22 protein-coding genes are annotated in these 22,474 nt (G+C 41.5%); 11 read left to right on the top strand and 11 right to left on the bottom strand.

Features of this window, described 5'->3' with window-relative positions; translation table 11 throughout:
• Positions 1–10 precede the first annotated feature (10 nt).
• The 4 genes from HMPREF2885_RS02070 to recJ all read right to left on the bottom strand — a co-directional run bounded on the left by HMPREF2885_RS02070 (position 11) and on the right by recJ (position 6,170).
• The gene (locus HMPREF2885_RS02070) at positions 11–790 is read right to left on the bottom strand and encodes an alpha/beta hydrolase (protein ID WP_070656947.1); all 780 of its coding nucleotides are present in this window, start codon (positions 788–790) and stop codon (positions 11–13) included.
• Positions 791–858: 68 nt separating this feature from the next.
• Positions 859–2,520 (bottom strand): ribonuclease J, encoded by a 1,662-nt coding sequence (locus tag HMPREF2885_RS02065; protein ID WP_070656946.1) that lies wholly within the window; start codon positions 2,518–2,520, stop codon positions 859–861.
• Between the two features lie 498 nt (positions 2,521–3,018).
• A complete protein-coding gene (locus HMPREF2885_RS02060; protein WP_000754477.1) occupies positions 3,019–3,666 on the bottom strand; it encodes a COG3942 and LysM peptidoglycan-binding domain-containing protein in 648 nt (215 codons plus the stop codon).
• Between the two features lie 287 nt (positions 3,667–3,953).
• Positions 3,954–6,170 carry a single-stranded-DNA-specific exonuclease RecJ gene (recJ, locus tag HMPREF2885_RS02055; protein ID WP_070657007.1) on the bottom strand — a complete coding sequence of 739 codons (2,217 nt, stop codon included), beginning with the start codon at positions 6,168–6,170 and terminating at the stop codon, positions 3,954–3,956.
• A 177-nt stretch (positions 6,171–6,347) separates the two neighbouring features.
• Between recJ and HMPREF2885_RS02050 the strand changes: the two genes are divergently transcribed.
• The 5 genes from HMPREF2885_RS02050 to HMPREF2885_RS02030 all read left to right on the top strand — a co-directional run bounded on the left by HMPREF2885_RS02050 (position 6,348) and on the right by HMPREF2885_RS02030 (position 10,182).
• A complete protein-coding gene (locus HMPREF2885_RS02050) occupies positions 6,348–7,106 on the top strand; it encodes an amino acid ABC transporter ATP-binding protein (protein WP_000177026.1) in 759 nt (252 codons plus the stop codon).
• Positions 7,107–7,116: 10 nt separating this feature from the next.
• Positions 7,117–7,911, top strand: coding sequence for a transporter substrate-binding domain-containing protein (locus HMPREF2885_RS02045; RefSeq protein WP_000726200.1), 795 nt, complete (start codon positions 7,117–7,119; stop codon positions 7,909–7,911).
• Between the two features lie 12 nt (positions 7,912–7,923).
• Positions 7,924–8,601: an amino acid ABC transporter permease gene (locus tag HMPREF2885_RS02040; protein WP_070656945.1), complete on the top strand. Its 678-nt coding sequence runs from the start codon at positions 7,924–7,926 to the stop codon at positions 8,599–8,601.
• Between the two features lie 9 nt (positions 8,602–8,610).
• Positions 8,611–9,270 (top strand): amino acid ABC transporter permease, encoded by a 660-nt coding sequence (locus HMPREF2885_RS02035; protein WP_070656944.1) that lies wholly within the window; start codon positions 8,611–8,613, stop codon positions 9,268–9,270.
• 129 nt (positions 9,271–9,399) lie between these two features.
• Entirely contained in the window at positions 9,400–10,182 is a 783-nt protein-coding gene (locus HMPREF2885_RS02030; RefSeq protein WP_070656943.1) for a DUF4037 domain-containing protein, read from the top strand.
• Positions 10,183–10,468: 286 nt separating this feature from the next.
• Here the strand turns inward: HMPREF2885_RS02030 and HMPREF2885_RS02025 are convergent, their stop codons facing one another.
• From HMPREF2885_RS02025 to HMPREF2885_RS02010, 4 genes are all read right to left on the bottom strand, one after another.
• On the bottom strand, positions 10,469–11,491 hold the full coding sequence (locus tag HMPREF2885_RS02025; RefSeq protein WP_070656942.1) for a YdcF family protein: 1,023 nt from the start codon (positions 11,489–11,491) through the stop codon (positions 10,469–10,471).
• 67 nt (positions 11,492–11,558) lie between these two features.
• On the bottom strand, positions 11,559–11,996 hold the full coding sequence (locus HMPREF2885_RS02020) for an Rrf2 family transcriptional regulator (RefSeq protein WP_070656941.1): 438 nt from the start codon (positions 11,994–11,996) through the stop codon (positions 11,559–11,561).
• A gap of 165 nt (positions 11,997–12,161) precedes the next feature.
• Positions 12,162–13,103, bottom strand: coding sequence for a hypothetical protein (locus tag HMPREF2885_RS02015; protein ID WP_070656940.1), 942 nt, complete (start codon positions 13,101–13,103; stop codon positions 12,162–12,164).
• A gap of 160 nt (positions 13,104–13,263) precedes the next feature.
• Positions 13,264–14,115: a metallophosphoesterase family protein gene (locus tag HMPREF2885_RS02010; RefSeq protein ID WP_070656939.1), complete on the bottom strand. Its 852-nt coding sequence runs from the start codon at positions 14,113–14,115 to the stop codon at positions 13,264–13,266.
• A gap of 197 nt (positions 14,116–14,312) precedes the next feature.
• Between HMPREF2885_RS02010 and HMPREF2885_RS02005 the strand changes: the two genes are divergently transcribed.
• The 3 genes from HMPREF2885_RS02005 to thrS all read left to right on the top strand — a co-directional run bounded on the left by HMPREF2885_RS02005 (position 14,313) and on the right by thrS (position 17,527).
• Positions 14,313–14,678: a hypothetical protein gene (locus HMPREF2885_RS02005; protein ID WP_070656938.1), complete on the top strand. Its 366-nt coding sequence runs from the start codon at positions 14,313–14,315 to the stop codon at positions 14,676–14,678.
• Positions 14,679–14,949: 271 nt separating this feature from the next.
• A complete protein-coding gene (locus HMPREF2885_RS02000) occupies positions 14,950–15,573 on the top strand; it encodes an adenylate kinase family protein (RefSeq protein WP_049501480.1) in 624 nt (207 codons plus the stop codon).
• A 10-nt stretch (positions 15,574–15,583) separates the two neighbouring features.
• Positions 15,584–17,527: a threonine--tRNA ligase gene (thrS, locus tag HMPREF2885_RS01995; RefSeq protein ID WP_070656937.1), complete on the top strand. Its 1,944-nt coding sequence runs from the start codon at positions 15,584–15,586 to the stop codon at positions 17,525–17,527.
• A 47-nt stretch (positions 17,528–17,574) separates the two neighbouring features.
• Here thrS and HMPREF2885_RS01990 read toward each other — a convergent pair whose 3' ends face one another.
• Both HMPREF2885_RS01990 and HMPREF2885_RS01985 read right to left on the bottom strand, forming a co-directional pair.
• Positions 17,575–18,549: a sensor histidine kinase gene (locus tag HMPREF2885_RS01990; protein WP_070656936.1), complete on the bottom strand. Its 975-nt coding sequence runs from the start codon at positions 18,547–18,549 to the stop codon at positions 17,575–17,577.
• Positions 18,542–19,219 (bottom strand): response regulator transcription factor, encoded by a 678-nt coding sequence (locus tag HMPREF2885_RS01985; RefSeq protein ID WP_070656935.1) that lies wholly within the window; start codon positions 19,217–19,219, stop codon positions 18,542–18,544. The genes HMPREF2885_RS01990 and HMPREF2885_RS01985 overlap by 8 nt, the downstream gene beginning before the upstream one ends.
• A 320-nt stretch (positions 19,220–19,539) precedes the next feature.
• On the opposite strand from HMPREF2885_RS01985, the gene HMPREF2885_RS01980 reads away from it, so the two are divergent.
• The 3 genes from HMPREF2885_RS01980 to HMPREF2885_RS01970 all read left to right on the top strand — a co-directional run bounded on the left by HMPREF2885_RS01980 (position 19,540) and on the right by HMPREF2885_RS01970 (position 22,181).
• Entirely contained in the window at positions 19,540–20,109 is a 570-nt protein-coding gene (locus tag HMPREF2885_RS01980) for a TetR/AcrR family transcriptional regulator (RefSeq protein WP_070656934.1), read from the top strand.
• 85 nt (positions 20,110–20,194) lie between these two features.
• Positions 20,195–20,971: a ferredoxin reductase domain-containing protein gene (locus tag HMPREF2885_RS01975; protein ID WP_070656933.1), complete on the top strand. Its 777-nt coding sequence runs from the start codon at positions 20,195–20,197 to the stop codon at positions 20,969–20,971.
• A gap of 133 nt (positions 20,972–21,104) precedes the next feature.
• Positions 21,105–22,181, top strand: a complete 1,077-nt coding sequence (locus HMPREF2885_RS01970; protein WP_070656932.1) for a DUF2974 domain-containing protein — start codon at positions 21,105–21,107, stop codon at positions 22,179–22,181.
• A gap of 81 nt (positions 22,182–22,262) precedes the next feature.
• On the opposite strand, the gene HMPREF2885_RS01965 is transcribed toward HMPREF2885_RS01970, so the two are convergent.
• On the bottom strand, positions 22,263–22,474 hold a 212-nt coding region (locus HMPREF2885_RS01965; RefSeq protein WP_148131118.1), incomplete at its 5' end, for an LPXTG cell wall anchor domain-containing protein.

Here is a 22,474-nt window from a genome sequence, read left to right as displayed (position 1 = left end):
AAACCTAAAACTAAGATAAACGTTCTTCCAAGACAAAGTCAATTGGTAGAGTAGCTAAAAAACGCTCCAATTGTTTTTCCCAGTAGTACCACTCGTGCTTACCTGGACTATGACTATAGGTCACCTCAAAACCTAGTTTTTTGAGGTTTTTCACTGCGAGGTTATTGGCTGAGTAAAGATAGTCTTGTTCCCCACACCAAGCCCATAGTTTGGTCTTTTTATCGGATTTTGCAGCCATGCTTTCAAGCGAATGAGGACTAGATGTCCAGTCTTTAATCTCTCCAAAAACTCCTCTCCAGTAGGCAAGTGACCCCAGATCCTGACTTTCAGGAGAAAAATCCTGAAAACTGAGCGCACCAGAAAAACTAGCCGCATGAGAAAATCGATTCGTCGATAGAGCGAGTTTGAAGGAGCCGTAACCACCCATGGAGAGACCAGCTATAAAGGTCTTTTCTCGCTTGCTGGTCATATTAGGGAAGAAACGTTTCATGACTTGGGGGAGTTCTTCTGCTAGAGCTGTATAGTAGTTATAGCCATACTGAGTATCTGTGTACCAGCCATTATTTGTATTGGGCATGATAACAATGAGATTGGTTCCACGCAACAAGCGTTCGACATTGGTACGTTTGAGCCAGCTATTTTGGTTTCCTGACATTCCGTGCAAAAGATAAAGGACAGGAATATCTGTGCAATCTGGTTCAGTCACCCGACTAGCATCTGGATAGAGTACGGTAACACCCCACTCCATATCCAAAACTTTTGAGTAATACTCAATATTCATAACTGCCATGGTTGTCTCCTTTTACTATTCTATAAGAAAAAGCCGAATTTCGACTTTTTCTGTAGGTATTCTGCTTATTATTTTGCTTCCATCACGACTGGCAAGATTGCTGGACGACGCTTGGTTTGATCAAAGAGGTACTTGGTCAGATTGTCACGAACCTTGCCTTTGAGATCTGCCCAGTCAAAGTCATCACCTTGAAGATAATCTTCTACCGTTTGGTTAATCAATTCTGAACTTTCACGGAGAATATCGCGGCTCTTCTTGAGGTAAACAAACCCACGCGTATGAACACGGGCCTTGGCCACAATTTTTTTCTCACGACGGTTGACAGTGATTACCACGATAAAGATTCCATCTTCTGACAAGACCTTACGGTCACGAAGGACGACATTTCCAACATCCCCGATGGCATTTCCGTCAATCAAGACATCCCCTGCAGAAACTGCTCCAGCTGGAACAAAATCTCCATGTTCATAAGACATGGTCGTTCCCTTTTTAGGGATGAAAATGCGTTCCGGCAACATCCCAACTGCCATGGCAGCCTTGGCATGCGCGTCCAACTCACGATACTCTCCTTGGATAGGGAAGAGGTAGTTTGGTTGCAAAAGATTGATCATCAACTGCAAATCACGCGCATTTCCGTGTCCGGATACTCGCAAGCTTTGGGTAATGAGTTTCACCACACCACCAGCTTGGTAGATCATGTTTTCAACACGCGCCATGACGGCTTCTTTGGCGATAGATGGAGTCGTTACGATATAGACCAAGTCCCCGTCTTTGATTTCCACATAGCGGTGGCGACCAATGGACATCTTACGAAGTCCATTAATAGGCTCACCCATACGACCCGTCTCGAGAATAATCAACTCATGGTCTTCAAATCGAGACATTTCTTTTGGTTTAATCAAGAGACTTTCATTAGCTAGAGATAATTTTTTGAGTCGAATCGCAGTGCGGACGATATTTTCAATATCAAATCCAGTCAAAACAACTCGGCGACCTGTATCTGCAGCCGCATCAAAAACCTGCTGGATACGAGAGAGGTTGCTGGCAACTGCTGCAACGATGATACGACCTTCCCAGTCTGCAATGGTCTGAGTAATTTCATCCCCAACTTCACTCTCGCTCGCCACCTGGATATTGCTGTCTGCATTGGCTGAATCACTGAGGAGCGCCAAGACACCATCACGACCGATTTCTGCCAAACGAGCAAAATCCGTCGCATAGGATTCGCTAGCTGTCTGGTCAAACTTGAAGTCCCCTGTATAAACGATGCTACCTTCAGCTGTTTTCAGGACTATTCCCAAACTTTCTGGGATAGAGTGAGTTGTACGGAAGAAGGAAACCACAGTCCCTCCAAAGTCGATCTCTGTATCTTCATCAATCACATGGAAGTCATTGAATTTCTTAACCGTATCATTTCCTTTGACAAAGAGTTTGGCCAACTCAATGGTCAACTCAGAACCAAACACAGGCACCTTCGCCTCTGCCAAAAGATAAGGCAGGGCACCAATGGCATCCGCATGTCCGTGGGTCAAAAAGACCCCGGCGATACGATCGCTATTTTCAAAAAGGTAGTCCATATTTGGAATGACGACATCAACACCTAGTTGTTCATTTTCAGGGTATTTAAGCCCAGCATCCAAAACAAAAATAGAACCATCGATTTCAGCGATGTACATATTTTTCCCATTTTCTCGTACACCACCTAGTGTTGTTAAACTAATATTACTCATTTTCCCTCCGAAACTTCATTTATCTTGATTATAGGGTGAATTTACCCTCTTATTCTAAAAGTTCTAAAACTTCCAGCCGAATCTTTTCCTACCATTATACCATTTTTTTGATTATTTTCAAAACGAAGATCGGTTTTTAACTAGAGATTAGTCACTACTGTGAATCGAATTCTTTTACTTTGACTTCTCTTTTGGAGGCTTCATCGAAGATAATAGAACGATTGTACCATCAAAAATACGGATTTTCTGAATCAATTTGATTTCAGATACCTTTCTCGAACTCTAAATTTTTCTTTTAGTTCAAAAAACTTGCTTTTACCTCTCGACTTGAGAACTATTTTCTACAAAGACATGGTTTATCTACATCCAAAAGCGAAAATTTCCTGTTCGCTACAGAATCTAAAAATTTCAGCAATTAGCCATTAAGATGGAGGTTAACGATAGGAAATTTCTTCAAAAAGAAAAAAGACTTAGAAATTCTAAATCTTTTTATCATCTTTAGTTTGGATAGATATAAGTTACGTTACCTAAAAATTCATGAGGATTAAAGAAGCCACGATAATTCGCAATCTGCTTTTGACGTCTGTAGTTTGCTTCCAATACCTGGATAGAGTTTTCACTTTGAACATCTGTTACATAAGCAACGTGTCCATATTCACCACCATCCCAAACGGCGATTGCTCCTACTACTGGAACACTTCCTGTCTTATAACCTTGAGCGCTCGCGTAGATTGCCCACGTGTTGGCATTTCCCCACCAGTTGCTAGCCCAAGGAGCCAATTCTTTCACACCCCATGTACACTGACCAACAGGATAAGAGTTTCCATAGTTTGTCGGAGTCTTTTCGACAACATCCTCTGTATCTGATACCACATTCGCAGTGCTAGCTGGAGCACTGTAGGTAGAGCTAGCCTGAGCGGAACCACTTACTTCCAATACATCGCCTGGGTGGATAGTGTCAAAGATGGTTTTTCCATTCAAAGCTGCCAACTCATGCGGATCCATGCCGTTTGCAGTTGCAATGGCATAAAATGAATCACCGTCTTGGACAACGTAAGAGTTCGCATGAACAGTTTGAGCCCCAACTGTAGCCAAAATAGCGGTAGAAGTCAAACCAAGAGTCAGTTTCGTAACTGTTTTTTTCATAACTATTTTCCCCTTATATTTTCTTGATAAGAAAATCATACTTGATTTACATGTCAGTTCGTTTAGAGTTATATTTTAGTCATGTTACAAAAATTTATACTTTTACTACATAAGGTTTAAAAGCAGACATCGTATAAAGTGATAGAAGAGAATAAAAAAAATGAATCATTTCCCCAACCTTTACATCAGCAAACCATCCAAAAGACTATCCAATCAACCACTCCCACATCAAGCATTTATCCGTCAAAAAGAGACCGAGATAGGTCATCTCAGTCCCTTTCCATCTATTACTCCATTAAAAAATCATAAATTTCTTGAACTGTCCCCAGCGCCATCATTTCTTGGTCTTTAACAATCTGTTTGAGATTTTGGTAAACCTGACTTTCACCAATTTCCCTTTTTGGCGCTTCTTTATTGACTGTCATGACACCATCTTTGATCGTCACAAAGCCCAGCTCTTCAAATACTTGGATCATCTTGACCAGCAAGATTTGTTGGATATTGAGATAAGCCGCCAAATCTTTCAGCTTGTAGCGAATATCAAACTCTGGAAACTGGTAAATGGTCTTGTACAATTTTGCAAACTGTTCTCTAGTCCCGTAACCTGTCAGATAGTAGGCCTTATCGATGTCATTTTTGAAATAGACAGCAGAGAAATCCTGTTCCTGAAAAATGGCCTTCAGCAAGGTAATATCTTCAGGAATGGTTTTCACAACCACAGCATCACTGGTCGCTAATTCTGGTAATTCTCCAGCAAAGTCCAAGACTGGAACCCCTTCTGGCAAGACTGCATTCTTCCCACGAATGTTAAAGAGTTGAACACCCTCCACACGCGCATCCACCATCATCAACTGGAGGGCAGTTTGCCCATTCCATTGGTTGACAGACAAGGTGACTGCCAATTCTAGATTCTTGGTTTGAGCAAACTCTGTTGCCCATCTACCTTGTCCAAAGGCCACCACTTCAAAACTCGCCTCACCCTTGGAAATTTTTAGTTTTAGGTGGACATTTCCTGCTCCCATGGTACGAGCACTTTCGACATGAAAATCCTTGATATAAAAGACAGGTTTCTGATTGTCCATTCCAAAAGGTGCCAAACGTTCAAAACTTTTAACCGTTTCTAAACTAAGGGTCTCCAAGTCCAACTCTTCATCTAGATTTAACTTGTTCTTGCCAACAGCATCTGCACCTTTTTCACGGACATAGTCTTCCAAGACTTGAGATAAATCTGGAAGCTTCTCCACTTCCAGCGTCATTCCAGCTGCACCAGCATGGCCGCCAAAGGCGATAAAGAGGTCTCGATGGGGATCCAGAGCTTCAAAAATATCGACCGCTTCCACACTACGAGCACTGCCCTTGGCACGATCTTCTTCTATACTAAGAACGATGACTGTCTGCCCTAGTTCTTCCAACAAACGACCAGCAACGATACCCAGAACCCCAGGATTCCAGCCTTCCTTGGCCAAAATCTGGACCTTCTTCTCAGGATCTACCATGGTCTTAGCTTCTTCATAGATTGACTGAACGATCTCCTTACGTTCTTCATTTTTCTGGTGAATCATGAGGGCAATCTCATGTGCTTCCTCGTCGTCAAACCCAGTCAACAAATCAATAGCTGGATTAGGATCATCTAAACGCCCCAAGGCATTTAAACGAGGGGCAATCTGAAAGCCAACCGTTTCTTCTGTAACTTCATTCGCAGCAATCCCAGCCATATCCAGCATTTCTTGTAGACCAATACGCTGAGTATGCCCCAGCATTTCCAGACCATATTGAACCAAAATACGGTTTTCATCTGTCAAACTCACCATATCTGCAATGGTACCGATAGCAACCAAATCAAGCAATTCCACTTGCACTTCTTCTAAAAGAGCGCAAGCTAGCTTGAAAGCCACTCCGCATCCGGCCAAATATTTGAAGGGATAGTCTGCATCCGGATGCTCAGGATGGACAATCGCATAGGCTTCAGGAAGGGTTTCCGGCATGGAATGGTGGTCGGTCACAATGACATCCACTCCCATAGCCTGAGCCAATTCAATGGCCTCATGACCAGCAACCCCATTGTCCACTGTCACAATCAAGGAAATTCCCTCTTGCTCGATAAAGTATTTATAGACACTGGCATTGGGACCATAGCCATCGGTAAAGCGATTTGGTAGGTAAACACGGCACTCCGCACCAAGCTGTTCCAAACTTTCCTTCACAATCGAAGCCGAAGTCATGCCATCCGCATCATAGTCACCGTAAACGAGGATATTCTCCCCTTCTTCAATGGCCTGACGAATCCGTTCCACTGCCTTTTCCATATCATGGAGCAGATAGGGGTCATGTAAGTCCTCTAAAGAAGGTTCTAAAAACTTCTTTAGACTTTCTTCATCCTGAATCCCTCTTTCAAATAATAACCGAGCCACCTCAGGACCCAGTCCAGCCTTCTTGGCTATCTTTGTAAAATCCGCATCTTCAACCTGCGGGGCAAACTGCCATTCATAAGTAGGAGTTATCAAAAAAACATCCACTCTTTCTAAGAATTCTATCGTTTCATTATAACATGATTTAGGCATTTTCTCTATCCAGATTGCTTTTTTATAAAATTTTAGTGAATTTTTTTCAGATATGATTTGACAAGAACATTCTTTTGGTGTAGAATCATGTTATAAAATCTAACACAAAGGAGATCTCTCATGACTTTAGTAGAATTTAAACACGTCGAAAAATATTACGGAGACTACCACGCACTCCGCGACATCAATCTCCGTTTTGAAAAAGGACAAGTTGTTGTCCTGCTTGGACCTTCTGGTTCTGGGAAGTCCACTCTTATCCGTACCATCAATGGTTTGGAGGCTGTTGACAAAGGAAGTCTCCTAGTCAATGGACACCAAGTAGCAGGTGCTAGCCAGAAAGATTTGGTGCCTCTTCGTAAGGAAGTCGGCATGGTTTTCCAACATTTTAACCTTTATCCACACAAAACAGTGTTAGAAAATGTGACACTTGCTCCCGTTAAAGTTCTTGGAATTGATAAAAAAGAAGCTGAAAAAACAGCCCAAAAATATCTGGAATTTGTAAATATGTGGGACAAGAAAGATTCCTACCCAGCTATGCTGTCTGGTGGACAAAAACAGAGAATCGCCATCGCACGTGGTCTTGCCATGCATCCGGAACTCCTCCTCTTTGATGAACCAACATCTGCCCTTGACCCTGAAACCATCGGAGATGTTCTAGCAGTTATGCAAAAACTGGCACATGATGGGATGAATATGATCATCGTTACCCACGAAATGGGCTTTGCCCGTGAAGTTGCGGACCGCATTATCTTTATGGCCGACGGAGAGGTTTTAGTAGACACGACAGATGTCGATGACTTTTTTGACAATCCAAGCGAACCTCGTGCCCAACAATTCCTCAGCAAAATTATCAACCACGAAAGTGACAAAGTCAAATAAGGAGGCGCCTATGAAAAAGAAATTCTTTTTATACGCATTATTGATTAGCCTTTTCAGCCTTACTGCTGCCAAACCAGTCCAAGCCGATACCAGTGTGGCAGACATTCAAAAAAGAGGCGAACTAGTTGTCGGTGTCAAACAAGACGTTCCCAATTTTGGCTACAAGGATCCCAAGACCGGGACCTATTCTGGTATCGAAACGGACTTGGCCAAGATGATTGCAGACGAACTCAAAGTCAAGATTCGCTACGTTCCTGTTACCGCGCAAACTCGTGGACCGCTCCTAGACAATGAACAGGTCGACATGGATATCGCAACCTTCACCATCACAGACGAACGTAAAAAACTATACAACTTCACCAGTCCCTACTATACGGACGCTTCTGGTTTTTTGGTCAATAAATCCGCCAACATCAAAAGTATTGAGGACCTAAACGGTAAAACGATTGGGGTTGCCCAAGGTTCCATCACCCAACGCCTGATTACTGAATTGGGTAAAAAGAAAGGTCTAACCTTTAAATTCGTCGAACTTGGTTCCTACCCAGAATTGATTACTTCCCTTCACGCTCACCGTATTGATGCCTTTTCCGTGGACCGCTCTATCCTCTCTGGCTACATCAGCAAACGGACAGAACTACTAGATGATAGTTTCAAGCCATCTGACTACGGTATCGTCACCAAAAAATCAAATACCGAGCTAAACGACTATCTTGATAGCTTGGTCACTAAATGGAGCAAGGATGGTAGTTTGCAGAAACTCTATGACCGTTACAAACTCAAACCATCTAGCCATACCGCAGATTAAGGAGGACATCCCATGACAGATTTATCATCTTGGACAGCCTATTTTCAGGATTTTGGACAATTTTTCAATGGTTTCCTCTTTACCCTTGCCCTAGCGGTTGGTTCCTTTATCCTCGCCATGGTTTTGGGCATCTTCTTTGGGGCCATGTCAACTAGTAAACGCCCATTCTTGCGTGTTTTGGCTCGTATCTTTGTCGAATTTTACCAAAATACTCCCCTCTTGGTGCAGTTTGTCATCGTCTTCTATGGTTTGCCTCTTATCAGTGAACACACCATCATGATTCCAATTTATTGGACAGCTGTTCTCTGCGTCGGGCTCTATCACGGAGCTTATATCGCTGAGGTGATTCGTTCAGGGATTCAGTCTATCCCTAATGGTCAGATGGAGGCCGCCTTGTCGCAAGGTTTCACCTATATCAGTGCCATGCGCTTGATTATCTTGCCTCAGGCCTTTCGTATCATTCTCCCTCCTTTGACCAACCAAATCGTTAACCTTATCAAGAACACCTCTACAGTTGCCATCATCTCTGGTGTGGACTTGATGTTTGTGACCAAGTCTTGGTCAGCTCTCAACGGAAATTATATCCCAGCCTTTTTAGGTGCTGCTCTTCTCTACTTTGCCCTATGCTTCCCTGTTGCCCAGTTTGGTCGCAAGATGGAGCAAGCCAACAAAAAAGCCTATTCACTTTAGGAGGTTACTATGGAATCTATTTTAGAAGTTTTGACCCCAGATAACCTAGCCTTTATCTTTAAAGGATTTGGCTTAACCCTCTATATTTCTCTGATTGCCATTGTCCTCTCTACCCTGATCGGGACGGTACTTGCGGTTATGCGAAATGGGAAAAATCCTGTCTTGCGAATCATCTCCAGCATTTATATCGAATTTGTGCGTAATGTTCCCAACCTTCTCTGGATTTTCACTATCTTTTTGGTGTTCAAGATGAAGTCCACGCCAGCAGGTATTACGGCCTTTACCCTTTTTACCTCAGCAGCCCTAGCTGAGATTATCCGAGGCGGTCTCAATGCCGTGGATAAAGGGCAGTTCGAAGCAGGAATGTCACAAGGATTTACTTCTGCCCAAATCCTCTACTACATCATTCTCCCACAAGCGATCCGTAAAATGCTGCCGGCTATCATTTCTCAGTTTGTGACCGTGATTAAAGATACCAGCCTTCTCTACTCTGTTATCGCCCTACAGGAACTCTTTGGCGCCAGCCAAATTCTCATGGGACGCTATTTCGAACCAGAGCAGGTCTTCAGTCTTTATATCCTGATTGCCTTGATTTATTTTATCTTTAACTTTGCCATTTCCAGCCTTTCTCATAAGCTAGCAAAACATTGGCAACAAGCCGCAGAATAAAAACGAAATGTGAACTCAAAACAAGGGTTCACATTTTTTTCTATAGATGGAAAAGAGTAACTCAATGCTATGCAAACGTTTTACTTTTTGGTAAAATGACTTTAAAACCATAAAGCAAGGAGAAAAATCATGATCCACGAACTTTGCAAAGAATTCTCTCAACTGGAACAAGTAGAAGCTATCGCTCTTGGTGGCTCTCGTGCAGGACAAGCCTACGATCAAAATTCTGACTATGACGTTTATGTCTATCTCAACTCTTCTATTGATGAGGCGACTCGCCTCAAAATTTTGAGCAAATACTGCTCCTATATGGAAATTGGAAACCAGTTTTGGGAATTAGAGGACGACTGTGTACTAAACAACGGTATCCAAATCGAGTTGATTTATCGTTCGCTGGAGTCGTTTGAACAAGAACTAAACTCAACTGTTTTTCAGCATCAAGCCCAAAACTCTTATACAACCTGTATGTGGCACAATCTACTCCACAGCAAGATTCTATACGATCCGAATGGACACTATGCTTCGCTCCAAAAGACTTACCAGATTCCCTATCCACAGGAACTCAAAAAGCATATCATTGAAAGGCAACTCCTTTTGCTAGACCAAGCCATGCCTGCCTTCTCTCACCAAATAGAAAAAGCTATCAAACGCCAAGATCTTCTTAGCATGAATCATCGTACGAGTGAGTTTTTTGCTTCCTACTTTGACTTGTTATTTGCGCTCAATGAGCAAACCCATCCTGGTGAAAAACGAATGTTGGAGTACGCAAAGACCCATTGTACACTCCTCCCTAAGCAATTTGAAGAAACTATTAGCAAGTATTTCCAACTACTCTACCAACCGCAACAAGGAGAACAAGCGGTCGTGACCTTGCAAACTATCCTGAAGGAACTAAAAGCCATTTTGCCATAGACCAAAAAGAAAATGTGAACCTCTGTTGCTGTTCACATTTTTATTTGTCGTTGACTGTAAAATTCTAGTCTACTCATATTCAGTTGCCTATTTTTGACTCTCTCTGAAAATCTGCAACTAGGTTAGAAATTGTTCAATTGATTGACGAGCAATCATGAAACCGTTCCAAAAACCGCACTCACAATCACTTACCCTGCTCTTTCATTACTAGTGACAATTTTTCCCTTAGGGTTACTACAAGATTTTTTAGAGATTCTAACAAGAATTACAATATGAATTTTACATATTACCATAGAACACCTCTATAGGAGAAAATCAGAGCTAAAATTAATAAAATATAGAAGGCGAGAAAAAGCCATCTCATCTTCACACATAGAGCAATGTATTCTCTGATAAAGGCCGATGGGATATAGTAGGCGGCTGTACGGCAACCAAGACCATCTCCCTTCATCCCAATACAGCGAGCATAGGTACTGGTACGAAAAACATGGTAATCATTGGTCACAAAGAGAAAACGTGGACTGGTCACCAGCTTCTCTCCCATTTCTTTTGAGAAGAGAAGATTCTCATAGGTCGTCGTTGAGTCTTCCTCTAGGAGAATCGCTTCTCTCGGAATATCTGTCTCTTCCAACAAATAATTACAAATTGCCTGAGCTTCGGATATCTTTTCATCTCCACCTTGACCACCACTCGCGATGATTTTAACATTGGGATTAAGAGACTGGCGATAGGCTTCTACTGCCTTATCAATGCGACTCTTTAGTAAGGGAGTCACTTTTTCTCCATTCAACAAGCCTGCTCCGTGAATGATGATAAAATCATAATATTTTTTCTTAGGAATAAAAAGATACAGGATAGAATAAAGCAGAAATCCTGCAAAGGCAAAACCAAAAATCAAATACGAATAAATCAAAAAGAAAAAGATAATATTCACTAGATGATTGGTGTAGAACAAGCCCTTGGTATCGCTCACTCGAATTGCCATGATTACAAAAAAGAATAGAATCACGCAGCCTAATCCTAGAGACAAATAATTTGCCTTGGATTTTCCTTCTTTTTTCAATAACACAAATCCATTATAAATAAGGAAAAAACCACTTAGAAAAACTAAAAGAGGCAGCAGGAGAAAAATCCCTGCAAAGAAAACCATGTGCACTTCTTTCTGCCCAGCTTCGTAAAAAAGATTGGCAATGGACATATAAGAAAAGAGCAGAGACAAAAGCAAGAGAGCTGGATTCCAGAGACTGCGATTGTCCCTTAAAAACGAAACGAGAAAAAGTAGGACAAAAAATCCTGTGATAAAGTACATAGTCTCCTCCTTTAATGACTACATTGTACCATAATTATAGCAATAGAAAAAGAGAACCTTAGTCCTCTTACTTAGACAGTTTATTCTGAGCATCTGCTACAACCTGAGCCAGACTTGTCTGACGCAGTTGGTTTTCCATAGCTTCTTGAACATCGAACAGCTTTTGGTCCAAAACTGCATGGATATTCGCACCAATTGGGCAATTAGGATTTGGATTGTCATGGAAACTAAAGAGCTTACCAGATTTTCCTAAACACTCCACAGCTTGGTAGACATCCAACAAACTGATCTCTTGAAGGTCTTTTATTATCTCAGTTCCTCCCGTACCACGAGCAACTGAAATCAATCCAGCTTTTTTGAGTTGCGATAAAGTCTTACGGATAATGACTGGATTGACTCCGACACTAGCCGCAAGAAAATCACTGGTTACCTTGCTGTCTGTATCCTGCATTGCAATAATAATCATCATATGAGTCGCAATTGTAAATCGGCTTGAAATTTGCATCTTCTTCTCCTTTCATTGATATTTTATTCATCTTTTCCCGTATAAACATTATACCTTTTTTGCTTATCCTGTCAAATATTAACGAATGATTACCTTCTCCATGCAAAAAGTCCTGTATCCCTCTTGGCAACCAGAGCGGTAGAGGGCATACAAAGACTTATTTTTTTATACAATTTTACGGACAATCCCTTTTGTTTTATGACTTGACCAGACTGAGCTGATAGACACCCCAGCACCAACTAAGGTAAACACAGCTAACATAGCTAGATTATAAAAATAGTTATCTGGGAAATCACCGCTAAAGATTAATTGATTCACCACTCGGAAAGCAAAGGCAAACTCAACCCCTAGTTTGGCAACAACTTCCATTGCCAAATCAATTTGATTCACTAGAAAGACAGTAATCACCATCCAAATAGAGGAAATTACAATCCCCTTTCGAGATACCTTTCTTCCAAGGATTTCATATCCTTTAATGGTACAAATCCCCAGAACAATACCCGCTACCATAGCTACATAACCTAGACGAGCGATAAATAGAGCAACTGCTCCACCAATCAAGGCTCCAAGCAAGGCACCAACTGCTCCAAGAAGAACATTTTCCTTTTGATTTTGATAAGAATCTACCTCAATCTGAAGATTGCTCTTCAGCAATTGATAGCTTTCCTCGTTGATAAGGAAAATTGAATCACCTAATTGATAGAGACCAACGGGCCCCTCCTGACCGCTGTAGGCACACACTTGGACGAAATGATGGGTTTCAAGGAATGCTACGAGGTCTGTTATGAGCGTCTGTAACTTTTCAATTGTTTTTGATTTGCGCATGGCACCTTTTACGACAAAAGAAACAAGGTACTGGTTGATAGACAAGGTCGACAAGTTTGGAAGAGATTCACTCTTAAACTCATCCCAAACCAATTCATTTTCTTCTGAATCCGCAGGATTGCCATTCAAACTCACACTGACACAAAGTCGAAACTGATTTTTCACGTCAGTTTCTTGCAGGAATAATAAATAGCCTGACTGCGTGCCATAAATACTACGCGAATCTTCGTCAAATTGCAAGCCCAACTCCGAGGCAATAGCGTGTAACTCTTCTGGTTTCATTATCTGTCTCCTCTTATTTTGAATATCAATTAGTATGATATTCAAATTATTTATATTTCGTTATTCTAACATAAATTTGAGAAGCCGTCAATTCGTATCCAGTTCGACTTATCGGAAAACAACAGTTCCTAGACTATCTTATTTCTAGCTAGAAGTCCTCTTAAAACCAATCTTTCTTGTCTCTTTCCATCCAGAGTTCAACATCCTGATCATAACCTTCTTGTTCACTAATCTGACCTAACAGTTCGTGATTATGAGTATGGTGAATTCCCTTTACCAAACTTTCATAGTAGATTTGGAAATAGGGAAGCTTCAAATCCTTAGCCAACTGCAATTCAGCTTCTACATCATAATCCACACGACGAAAATCAACATCAGACAAACCTGCCTCATCAAACTCTAAGATCATATACTGGGCCCGCAGGTCCTTACGCAACTTCGCGTCTAGAAAGAAAGGTTGTCCAATGGAACCTGGATTAAGAATCAACTGTCCCTCACTTCCAAAACGAAGAAACTGTTGGTGGATATGGCCATACACTGCAATAGAAGCATGTGGCTCCGTCACCAATCTATCAAAATCTTCTTGTTTTCCCGTATGAATCAACTCTCTACCCCAGTTTTTATCAGGGAGATGGTGTGTGATTCCCACCATCAAATCACCAAACTGACGATGAACTTGCATGGGTTGATTATTGAGGTCTTCGATTTCTTCAGGGCTGACCTCCTCTAAGATGTACTGACTTTGACGCAGGAGATAACGATGACTCGCTATTGTAGGATCTAACTTGCGATGCAGACCTCGCCAGAGACTATTCTCCCAATTTCCCAGAACTCTTACTGTAATAGGCAAGCTAGCTAAGAGGTCCAAGATCCTTCTACGTCCTGTCCCTGGCATCAGAATATCCCCTAAAAGCCAGTACTCATCTACCTCTGCCGCTCTTGCATCAGCCAGAACAGCTTCCAAAGCTGTCGTATTTCCATGTATGTCTGAAAGAACTGCTATTTTGGTCATTCTTTCTCCTCATTTCCTCTTACTTCTTCTGTTAGTATTATAGCAGAAAACACTCGAAAAGATTACTATCACTGATCACTGGATTGAATTGTAAGAGCTTCTAAATCGTGCTATAATATAAGTAGAGATTTCCCCTTCATTTAGGATTATGTGGTCTACAATATCTCTCAATTTTTCCAGATTGGAGGACTATTGCCATGCGGAATTATCTTAAGTATATTCCATACTACCTTGTCATTTTCTTTTTTTACTGGCCACTTTATGAACTCCTCTCTCTATGCATCTCTGACCCATATACACTGAAGGGACTGTACATTTACAACATCATCCTCTTTTCACCTCTGGTAACCTTTATCGTATCGCTACTTTATAGCTATCGATTTCATTTCTCACTTTGGTGGCTACTCGGTATTGGTCTGCTCTATTGCTTTACCATCATCACCTTTGGTGAATTCATCCTGCTTTACTTCCTAGCCTATGAAATCTTCGCCCTACTTGGTATGATTTCAGGTAGAGGTCTTAGTCATCTTATAAACAAGCAGAAAAGTAAAAAAATAGGATAAAAGCCTTGAAAATTCTCGCAATCATGCTATAATAATGCATAGAGACAAGTCACTTAGCCCCTTTCTACTAGAGAGTGCGTGGTTGCTGGAAACGCATAGAAAGCCTAAACTGATACTACTCTACTGACTTTTATGAAAACATAGAACGGTGGCCACGTTAGAGCCAATCTGAGGTGTCCCTCTTTTTTGGGGAACATGAATGAAGGTGGAACCACGTTGCGACGTCCTTTTATGGATGTCGTTTTTTGTTTTGTCAGAAGGAGGAAGAACGATGCTTTATATGATTGGCGGATCGCCTTGTAGTGGAAAGTCAACAATTGCCTCACTTCTTGCTAGACAGTATCAACTACTTCATATCAAACTGGATGATTTGGTAGAAGAGATGATGAGTCAAGCAAGTGCAGACTCACAGCCAATTTGCCTTCTTAGGAAGGATAGAAATCCAGAACAAATCTGGATGAGAAAGCCAGAAGAGATGGCAGATGAAGAATGGTGCTTTTATGAAGAGATTTTTCCTTATGTAAAATCTTACTTGATAAAAAATCAAAACAGACCTCTCTTGGTGGAGGGAGCAGGACTTTTGCCTCACTTGGTAAAGGAGCTTGAATGTCAAGTATCATCCTATCTATGCTTGACTCCGACAGCTGATTTTCAAAAAAAGCATTATATACAGAGAGAATGGGTTCCTTATGTCTTAGAGGGTACAACCAACCCTGATCAAGCTTTTGAAAACTGGATGCAACGAGACATTCTTTTTGCTCAAATGGTTCGTAAGGAAGCGGTGAAATTAAGCTATCCTAGCCTCGTAACAGATGGTAGTCAATCAGAGAATCAGACTGCGGAAGAAGTTGCTCGGCTCTTAAAATTGTCCAACAAAAATAGAATAAATATTTAAGGAGAAAACCATGATTAAGATTACTTTCCCAGATGGCGCTGTTCGTGAATTCGAATCTGGCGTTACTACTTTTGAAATTGCCCAATCTATCAGCAATTCCTTAGCTAAAAAAGCCTTGGCTGGTAAATTCAACGGCAAACTCATTGACACGACTCGTGCTATCACTGAAGATGGAAGCATCGAAATCGTGACACCTGATCACGAAGATGCCCTTCCGATCTTGCGTCACTCAGCTGCCCACTTGTTTGCCCAAGCAGCTCGTCGCCTCTTCCCAGATATTCACTTGGGAGTTGGTCCAGCTATTGAAGACGGTTTTTACTACGATACGGACAACACAGCTGGTCAAATCTCCAACGAAGACCTTCCTCGTATCGAAGAAGAAATGAAGAAGATCGTCAAAGAAAACTTCCCATCAATCCGTGAAGAAGTCACTAAAGACGAAGCACGTGAAATCTTTAAAAACGACCCTTACAAGTTGGAATTGATTGAAGAACACTCAGAAGACGAAGGCGGTTTGACTATCTATCGTCAGGGTGAATATGTAGACCTTTGCCGTGGCCCACACGTCCCTTCAACAGGCCGTATCCAAATCTTCCACCTTCTCCATGTAGCAGGTGCTTACTGGCGTGGAAATAGCGACAACGCTATGATGCAACGTATCTACGGTACAGCTTGGTTTGACAAAAAAGACTTGAAAAACTACCTTCAAATGCGTGAAGAAGCTAAGGAACGTGACCACCGTAAACTTGGTAAAGAGCTTGATCTCTTCATGATTTCTCAAGAGGTTGGTCAAGGACTTCCATTCTGGTTGCCAAATGGTGCGACTATCCGTCGTGAATTGGAACGCTACATCGTAGACAAGGAGTTGGCTTCTGGCTACCAACACGTATACACTCCACCACTTGCTTCTGTAGAGCTTTACAAGACTTCTGGCCACTGGGATCATTACCAAGAAGATATGTTCCCAACCATGGACATGGGGGACGGGGAAGAATTTGTTCTTCGTCCAATGAACTGCCCTCACCATATCCAAGTCTTCAAACACCATGTTCACTCCTACCGTGAATTGCCAATCCGTATCGCCGAAATCGGGATGATGCACCGCTATGAGAAATCTGGTGCCCTTACTGGTCTTCAACGTGTGCGTGAAATGTCTCTCAACGACGGTCACCTCTTTGTTACTCCTGAACAAATCCAGGAAGAGTTCCAACATGCCCTTCAGTTGATTATCGATGTTTATGAAGACTTCAACTTGACTGAATACCGCTTCCGTCTCTCTCTACGCGACCCTCAAGATACTCACAAGTACTTTGACAACGATGAGATGTGGGAAAATGCCCAAACCATGCTTCGTGCAGCACTTGATGAAATGGGTGTGGACTACTTTGAAGCTGAGGGCGAAGCAGCCTTCTACGGACCAAAATTGGATATCCAAGTGAAGACTGCCCTAGGAAAAGAAGAAACTCTTTCGACTATCCAGCTTGACTTCTTGCTTCCAGAACGCTTCGACCTCAAATACATTGGGGCTGATGGTGAAGAACATCGCCCAGTTATGATCCACCGTGGGGTTATCTCAACCATGGAACGTTTCACAGCTATCTTGATTGAAAACTACAAGGGGGCCTTCCCAACATGGCTTGCACCACACCAAGTAACCCTCATCCCCGTTTCTAACGAAAAACACGTAGACTACGCATGGGAAGTGGCGAAGAAACTCCGTGACCGTGGTGTCCGTGCCGACGTAGATGAGCGCAATGAAAAAATGCAGTTCAAGATTCGTGCTTCACAAACCAGCAAGATTCCTTACCAATTGATCGTTGGGGATAAGGAAATGGAAGACGGAACTGTCAACGTTCGTCGCTACGGCCAAAAAGAAACACAAACTGTCTCAGTTGATGACTTTGTTCAAGCTATCCTAGCTGATATCGCTAACAAATCACGCGTTGAGAAATAAGAAACTAGCACAAAAGCCTCCAATCGGAGGCTTTTTCTCATTTATGTTTACTCAATAACGAGCTTCACTTCCGCAAACTTAATTCGCACTGTCGTTCCTTTTCCAACCTCAGACTCGATGCGAATCTGGTGACCCAGTTCTTCAGAAATTTTCTTGGATAAGTAGAGGCCCAGTCCAGATGACTGCTGGGTCAAACGCCCATTGTAGCCTGAAAAGCCACGTTCAAAGACTCGGAGCACATCGCTGTTTTTAATCCCGATTCCCGTATCCTTGATACAAAGCTCCTGACCTTCCATATAAATTTCTAGACCACCTTGATTGGTGTACTTGAGACTGTTTGAGAGGATCTGCTCGATGACTACCAGTAGCCATTTCTTGTCCGTAACGATTGTCTTATCTAGGTCATGCAGATTGACAGTCAAACCTTTTTGGATAAAGAAAATAGCGTATTTGCGAATCATCTCCTTGACCAAGTTCTCAACTTGTATCTTCTCAAATACCAAGTCATCGTGAAAACTCTCTAAACGCAGGTACTGCAAAACCAGGTTGGTATAGGAGTCGATCTTGAAAATTTCCTGTTCCAGTTGCTGCTTGACCTCCCGATCAGAGACTTCTGCTACTAAAAGGCGACTAGCCGCAATGGGGGTCTTGATCTGGTGAACCCATAAGGTGTAGTAATCAAGCAAATCCGTCAGCTTGCTCTGCGCTTCCGACTTCTTTTGATACAATTCAGACTGACGCTCTTCGAGTTTTTCTGCTAGCGCACATTCTAGAGGAGACTTGGGGTCTCTCTCAGCATAGAGTACTTCCTGCCGGTAAACCTGAGCTTCTGCAAATATATCCCAAGCCAAAAATAAGAAGGTCAAAAAACTACTGAGCAGAAAGAAATAAAGAAAATAAGTTCCTAGACTAGCAAATAAAAACTGAAAGAGAAGGACGAGAAAGCCTAATGAAAAAATATAGGTAAAAACGCGACTGCGAGAACGCAGATAGGCTAAAAAAAATGATTTCCAATCAAGCATGTTTCAGTCCGTATCCTATTCCTTTCTTGGTTTCGATAAATCCAACCAAACCTTGCTCTTCCAATTTTTTACGCAAACGAGCAACGTTGACAGACAAGGTGTTGTCGTCGATGAAAAAGTCGCTGTTCCAGAGTTCCCGCATCAGGTCATCACGGGCTACGATATTGCCAGCATGTTCAAACAAGACCCGCAAAATTTGAAATTCATTCTTGGTTAAACTGATAGCTTTCCCATTGACATGGACATCCATAGACTTGGTATTGAGGATAACTCCAGCATACTCTAAGAGACTTTCATCCCGTCCAAACTCATAGGAACGACGCAATAAGCCCTGTACCTTGGCTAAAAGAACCTGTTGATCAAAGGGCTTGGTCACAAAATCATCCGCTCCCATATTGATCGCCATGACGATATCCATAGCCTGATCTCTCGATGACAGAAACATGATAGGTACCTTGGAAATCTTGCGAATCTCCTGGCACCAGTGGTAACCATTAAAAAGAGGCAGACCAATATCCATGAGAACCAAATGAGGTTCCGACTGGACAAATAAACTCAACACTTCCATAAAGTCTTCTACCAAAACGACTTCAAAGCCCCACTCAGAGAGCAGTTTCCCCACTTGTTGCCGAATGACTTGATCATCTTCTACTAGTAAAATCTTGTGCATGCGCTCCTCCTTTGTTATTTCTCAAAGTATCAAAACCCTTCATATCAGATTTACGGATCAGTATCTCATGCTGTTTAGCAGCCTATTTCCAAAACCCAGATCAGAAAACAGATGCTAAATAGAGGACATTCCCACTGATATCATACCTTATTTTTAATTATAGTTCCAGCCTTATCCTATATTTTCCTTTTTGTGCTCATTTAGTTAGCGTTTCTTTAACTTATTTAATAGATCTAGCCTTCTTATTGACAAGCCAGCCATGATTTGTTAGAATATGAATGAACGAATAATTTTATTCATTCATGGACAAAGGAGGTTAAATCATATTGGACAAAAAACAAGCTCTAAAAACAGCAGCTTATGACGTTTTTTCGAAAAAAGGTTACAAGGCAACAGGAATTTCAGAAATTGCTCGGCAAGCTGGTGTTGCAGTTGGTTCTTTTTATAACTATTACGAGAGTAAAGAAGCCATTTTTCTAGACATCTATATAGATGAAAACAACCGTGTTCGCCAAGCTATGATCGAAGAACTGGATTGGGAAATTGACATGATCGACCTCATTGGTCAACTATTTGCTCAGTCCAGAACTCTCGTTTCTTCCAATAAAATCCTTGCAGAATGGTACAATCCTGCCATCGCAGATGAGTTGCACAGCTACTATTCCTCGGAAGAAGGCAAAGTCGCAAATCCTTTTCATCAGTTTCTAGTTAAAACTTTTACAAATCGTATGCAGTCTGAAGGGTACTCGCCAGAAAAGATTCAAGATATTTTACAGGTTTATAATCTTTTTTACTATATGGATATGCATATCACGGAAAAAGATTTTCCAGATATTGGCAAAACTGTCGAAATACTTGCGACCAACTTCATTAAAGGAGTTCTAAAATAAAGAATGGATTTCTTTATTTTTTGAAAAGATATGAATGAATAATTTTATAGTTCATTCATAAAATTAAGAACAGGAGTCATAAAAAATGAAAAGAGGTAAAAAAATGTTTATTATCATTCTATCAACACTTGGAGCGCTATGTATTATAACTTTGGGTGCCATCGCTTATCTTGGACGAAGCCAGACATTATCGATAAAATCCATCGAAAACCCCAGCGGAGATCTATATTTAATTCATATCACAAAACCGAGTCATCAAATCTGGAAAGCTGGGGCTTATGCTAAGTTTACACTCCCTGATACCTCGTCTACTGCTAGTAAATATGAACCTAACGGAGAGCAAACCAGTCGATGGCTAACCATTGCCTCCACACCTGATGAAGATGAAATTCTCATTTTGACTCATAATAGTGGTAGCAACTTTAAGAACACCTTGACACATTTACCGGCTGGCAGTGAGATTGAGATGAGTTGGCTGGATTCCTCTTTGACTGTTAAAGATACGAATCAGCCACTAGTTTGCTTTGCATCTGATGTCGGCATTTCTGCTCTACGCCCCCTTATCAAAGAATGGGCTGGGAAATGTCCGATTATTCTCAACCATTTTGACAAAGGAGTTACTATTTTCGATAATGAGATGAAAGAACTGGCTCAAAAAACACCGAATTTTACTTATAAAACTAGCGAGGAACTTTCTCAAAGTCAAGAATTTTTAAAACGTGCTATTGATGAATACGGCAATCAAGCCAGCTATCTCATCACAGGTCAGCCTGATGATGTTAAAGAGATGACGAATTTTTTAAAGGAAAATGGGATTGATAGCAATAACATACAAGTAAGCTCGTTTAGAGGTTTGAAATAGGAGTAATCTATCTTCTATATATTTCAATCAAACCCTACTAGGTCATTCGAACAAGCCTACTAGGTCATTCGAACAAGCCTACTAGCTAATTCTAGGTAAATGTGGTAGGATAAACATAGAGAAAGGAGCTTTTATGGCCAATATTTTTGACTACCTGAATGATGTAGCATACGATTCCTTTTATGACCTCCCCGTTAATGAGTTAGATGTTCTTGCCCTTACTGAATTAACCTACCTTGCTTTTGATAATGTAGTCACCCAAGAACCAAAGCGTCTTATAGATCTTGCACCTCAAATCCCTAGAGACACGACGATGTTGACCAATAAAAATCGTCTCCAGTTATTGAATCAGCTCGCTCAACACAAACGCTTTAAAAATTGCAAGCTCTCAGACTTTATCAACGATATCGATCCTGAATTGCAAAAACAGTTCGCAGCCATGACTTATCGTATCAGTCTCGATACCTATTTGCTTGTCTTTCGTGGAACTGATGATAGCATCATCGGTTGGAAAGAAGATTTCCATATGACCTATATGAAGGAAATCCCAGCTCAAAAACATGCCCTCCAGTATTTAGAGAATTTTTTTGCTCAACACCCCAACCAAAAGGTTATCCTAGCAGGACACTCAAAAGGGGGCAATTTAGCTGTCTATGCTGCCAGTCAACTTGATCCAAACTTGCAGAAAAACATTATCTCTGTCTATACTTTTGATGCACCTGGACTTCACAAGGAACTAACCGAAACACCAGGCTATCAAAACATGATGGAAAGAACGAAAGTATTTGTTCCACAAGGTTCTATCATCGGGATGATGCTGGAAATTTCGGAAAAAAAAATTGTTGTTCGAAGCACTGCCTTGGGTGGTATCGCCCAGCACGATACCTTTAGTTGGCAGGTTGAAGACAAGCACTTTGTCCAACTAGACGAGACCAATAGTGACAGCCAGCAAGTCGATACAACCTTCAAGGAATGGGTTGAAACCGTTCCTGACGAAGAACTGCAGCTCTACTTTGACCTCTTTTTTGGAATCATTCTCGATGCAGGCATCTCTTCTATCAACGACCTTTCTTCCTTCAAGGTCATTGAACACATTCACCATCTCTTTGTCCAAGCCCAATCCCTCACTCCCGAAGAAAGAGAAACCATGGGGCGCTTAACCCAACTCTTGATTGACACTCGCTACCAAGCTTGGAAAAATCGAGAATAGACAAAAACCAACTAATCTAACGATTAGTTGGTTTTTTGTTTCAGAAACTAATGGATACTACTTAGAATCTCGAGTATAGAATTAGTCTTCTTTTTTCTTGCGAGACACAAGTCCAAATCCGCTCATCAAACCAAGTACTCCTAGAGCTGCCAAAGCTGCATGATCTTCCGTACCAGTATTAGGTAATTCTTTGGTTGCTTTAGTAGTTGGAGATTGCTCAGTCGGCTTTTGTTGAGGGGCAGTAACAACTTTTTCGTAGACATGTTCTGTGTCGCCGTTTGGAAGTTTCTTAG

It is taken from the genome of Streptococcus sp. HMSC062H02 (assembly GCF_001813005.1).
GTDB classification, from domain to species: domain Bacteria; phylum Bacillota; class Bacilli; order Lactobacillales; family Streptococcaceae; genus Streptococcus; species Streptococcus oralis_S.
This window is presented reverse-complemented; position numbering and strand designations above follow the sequence as displayed.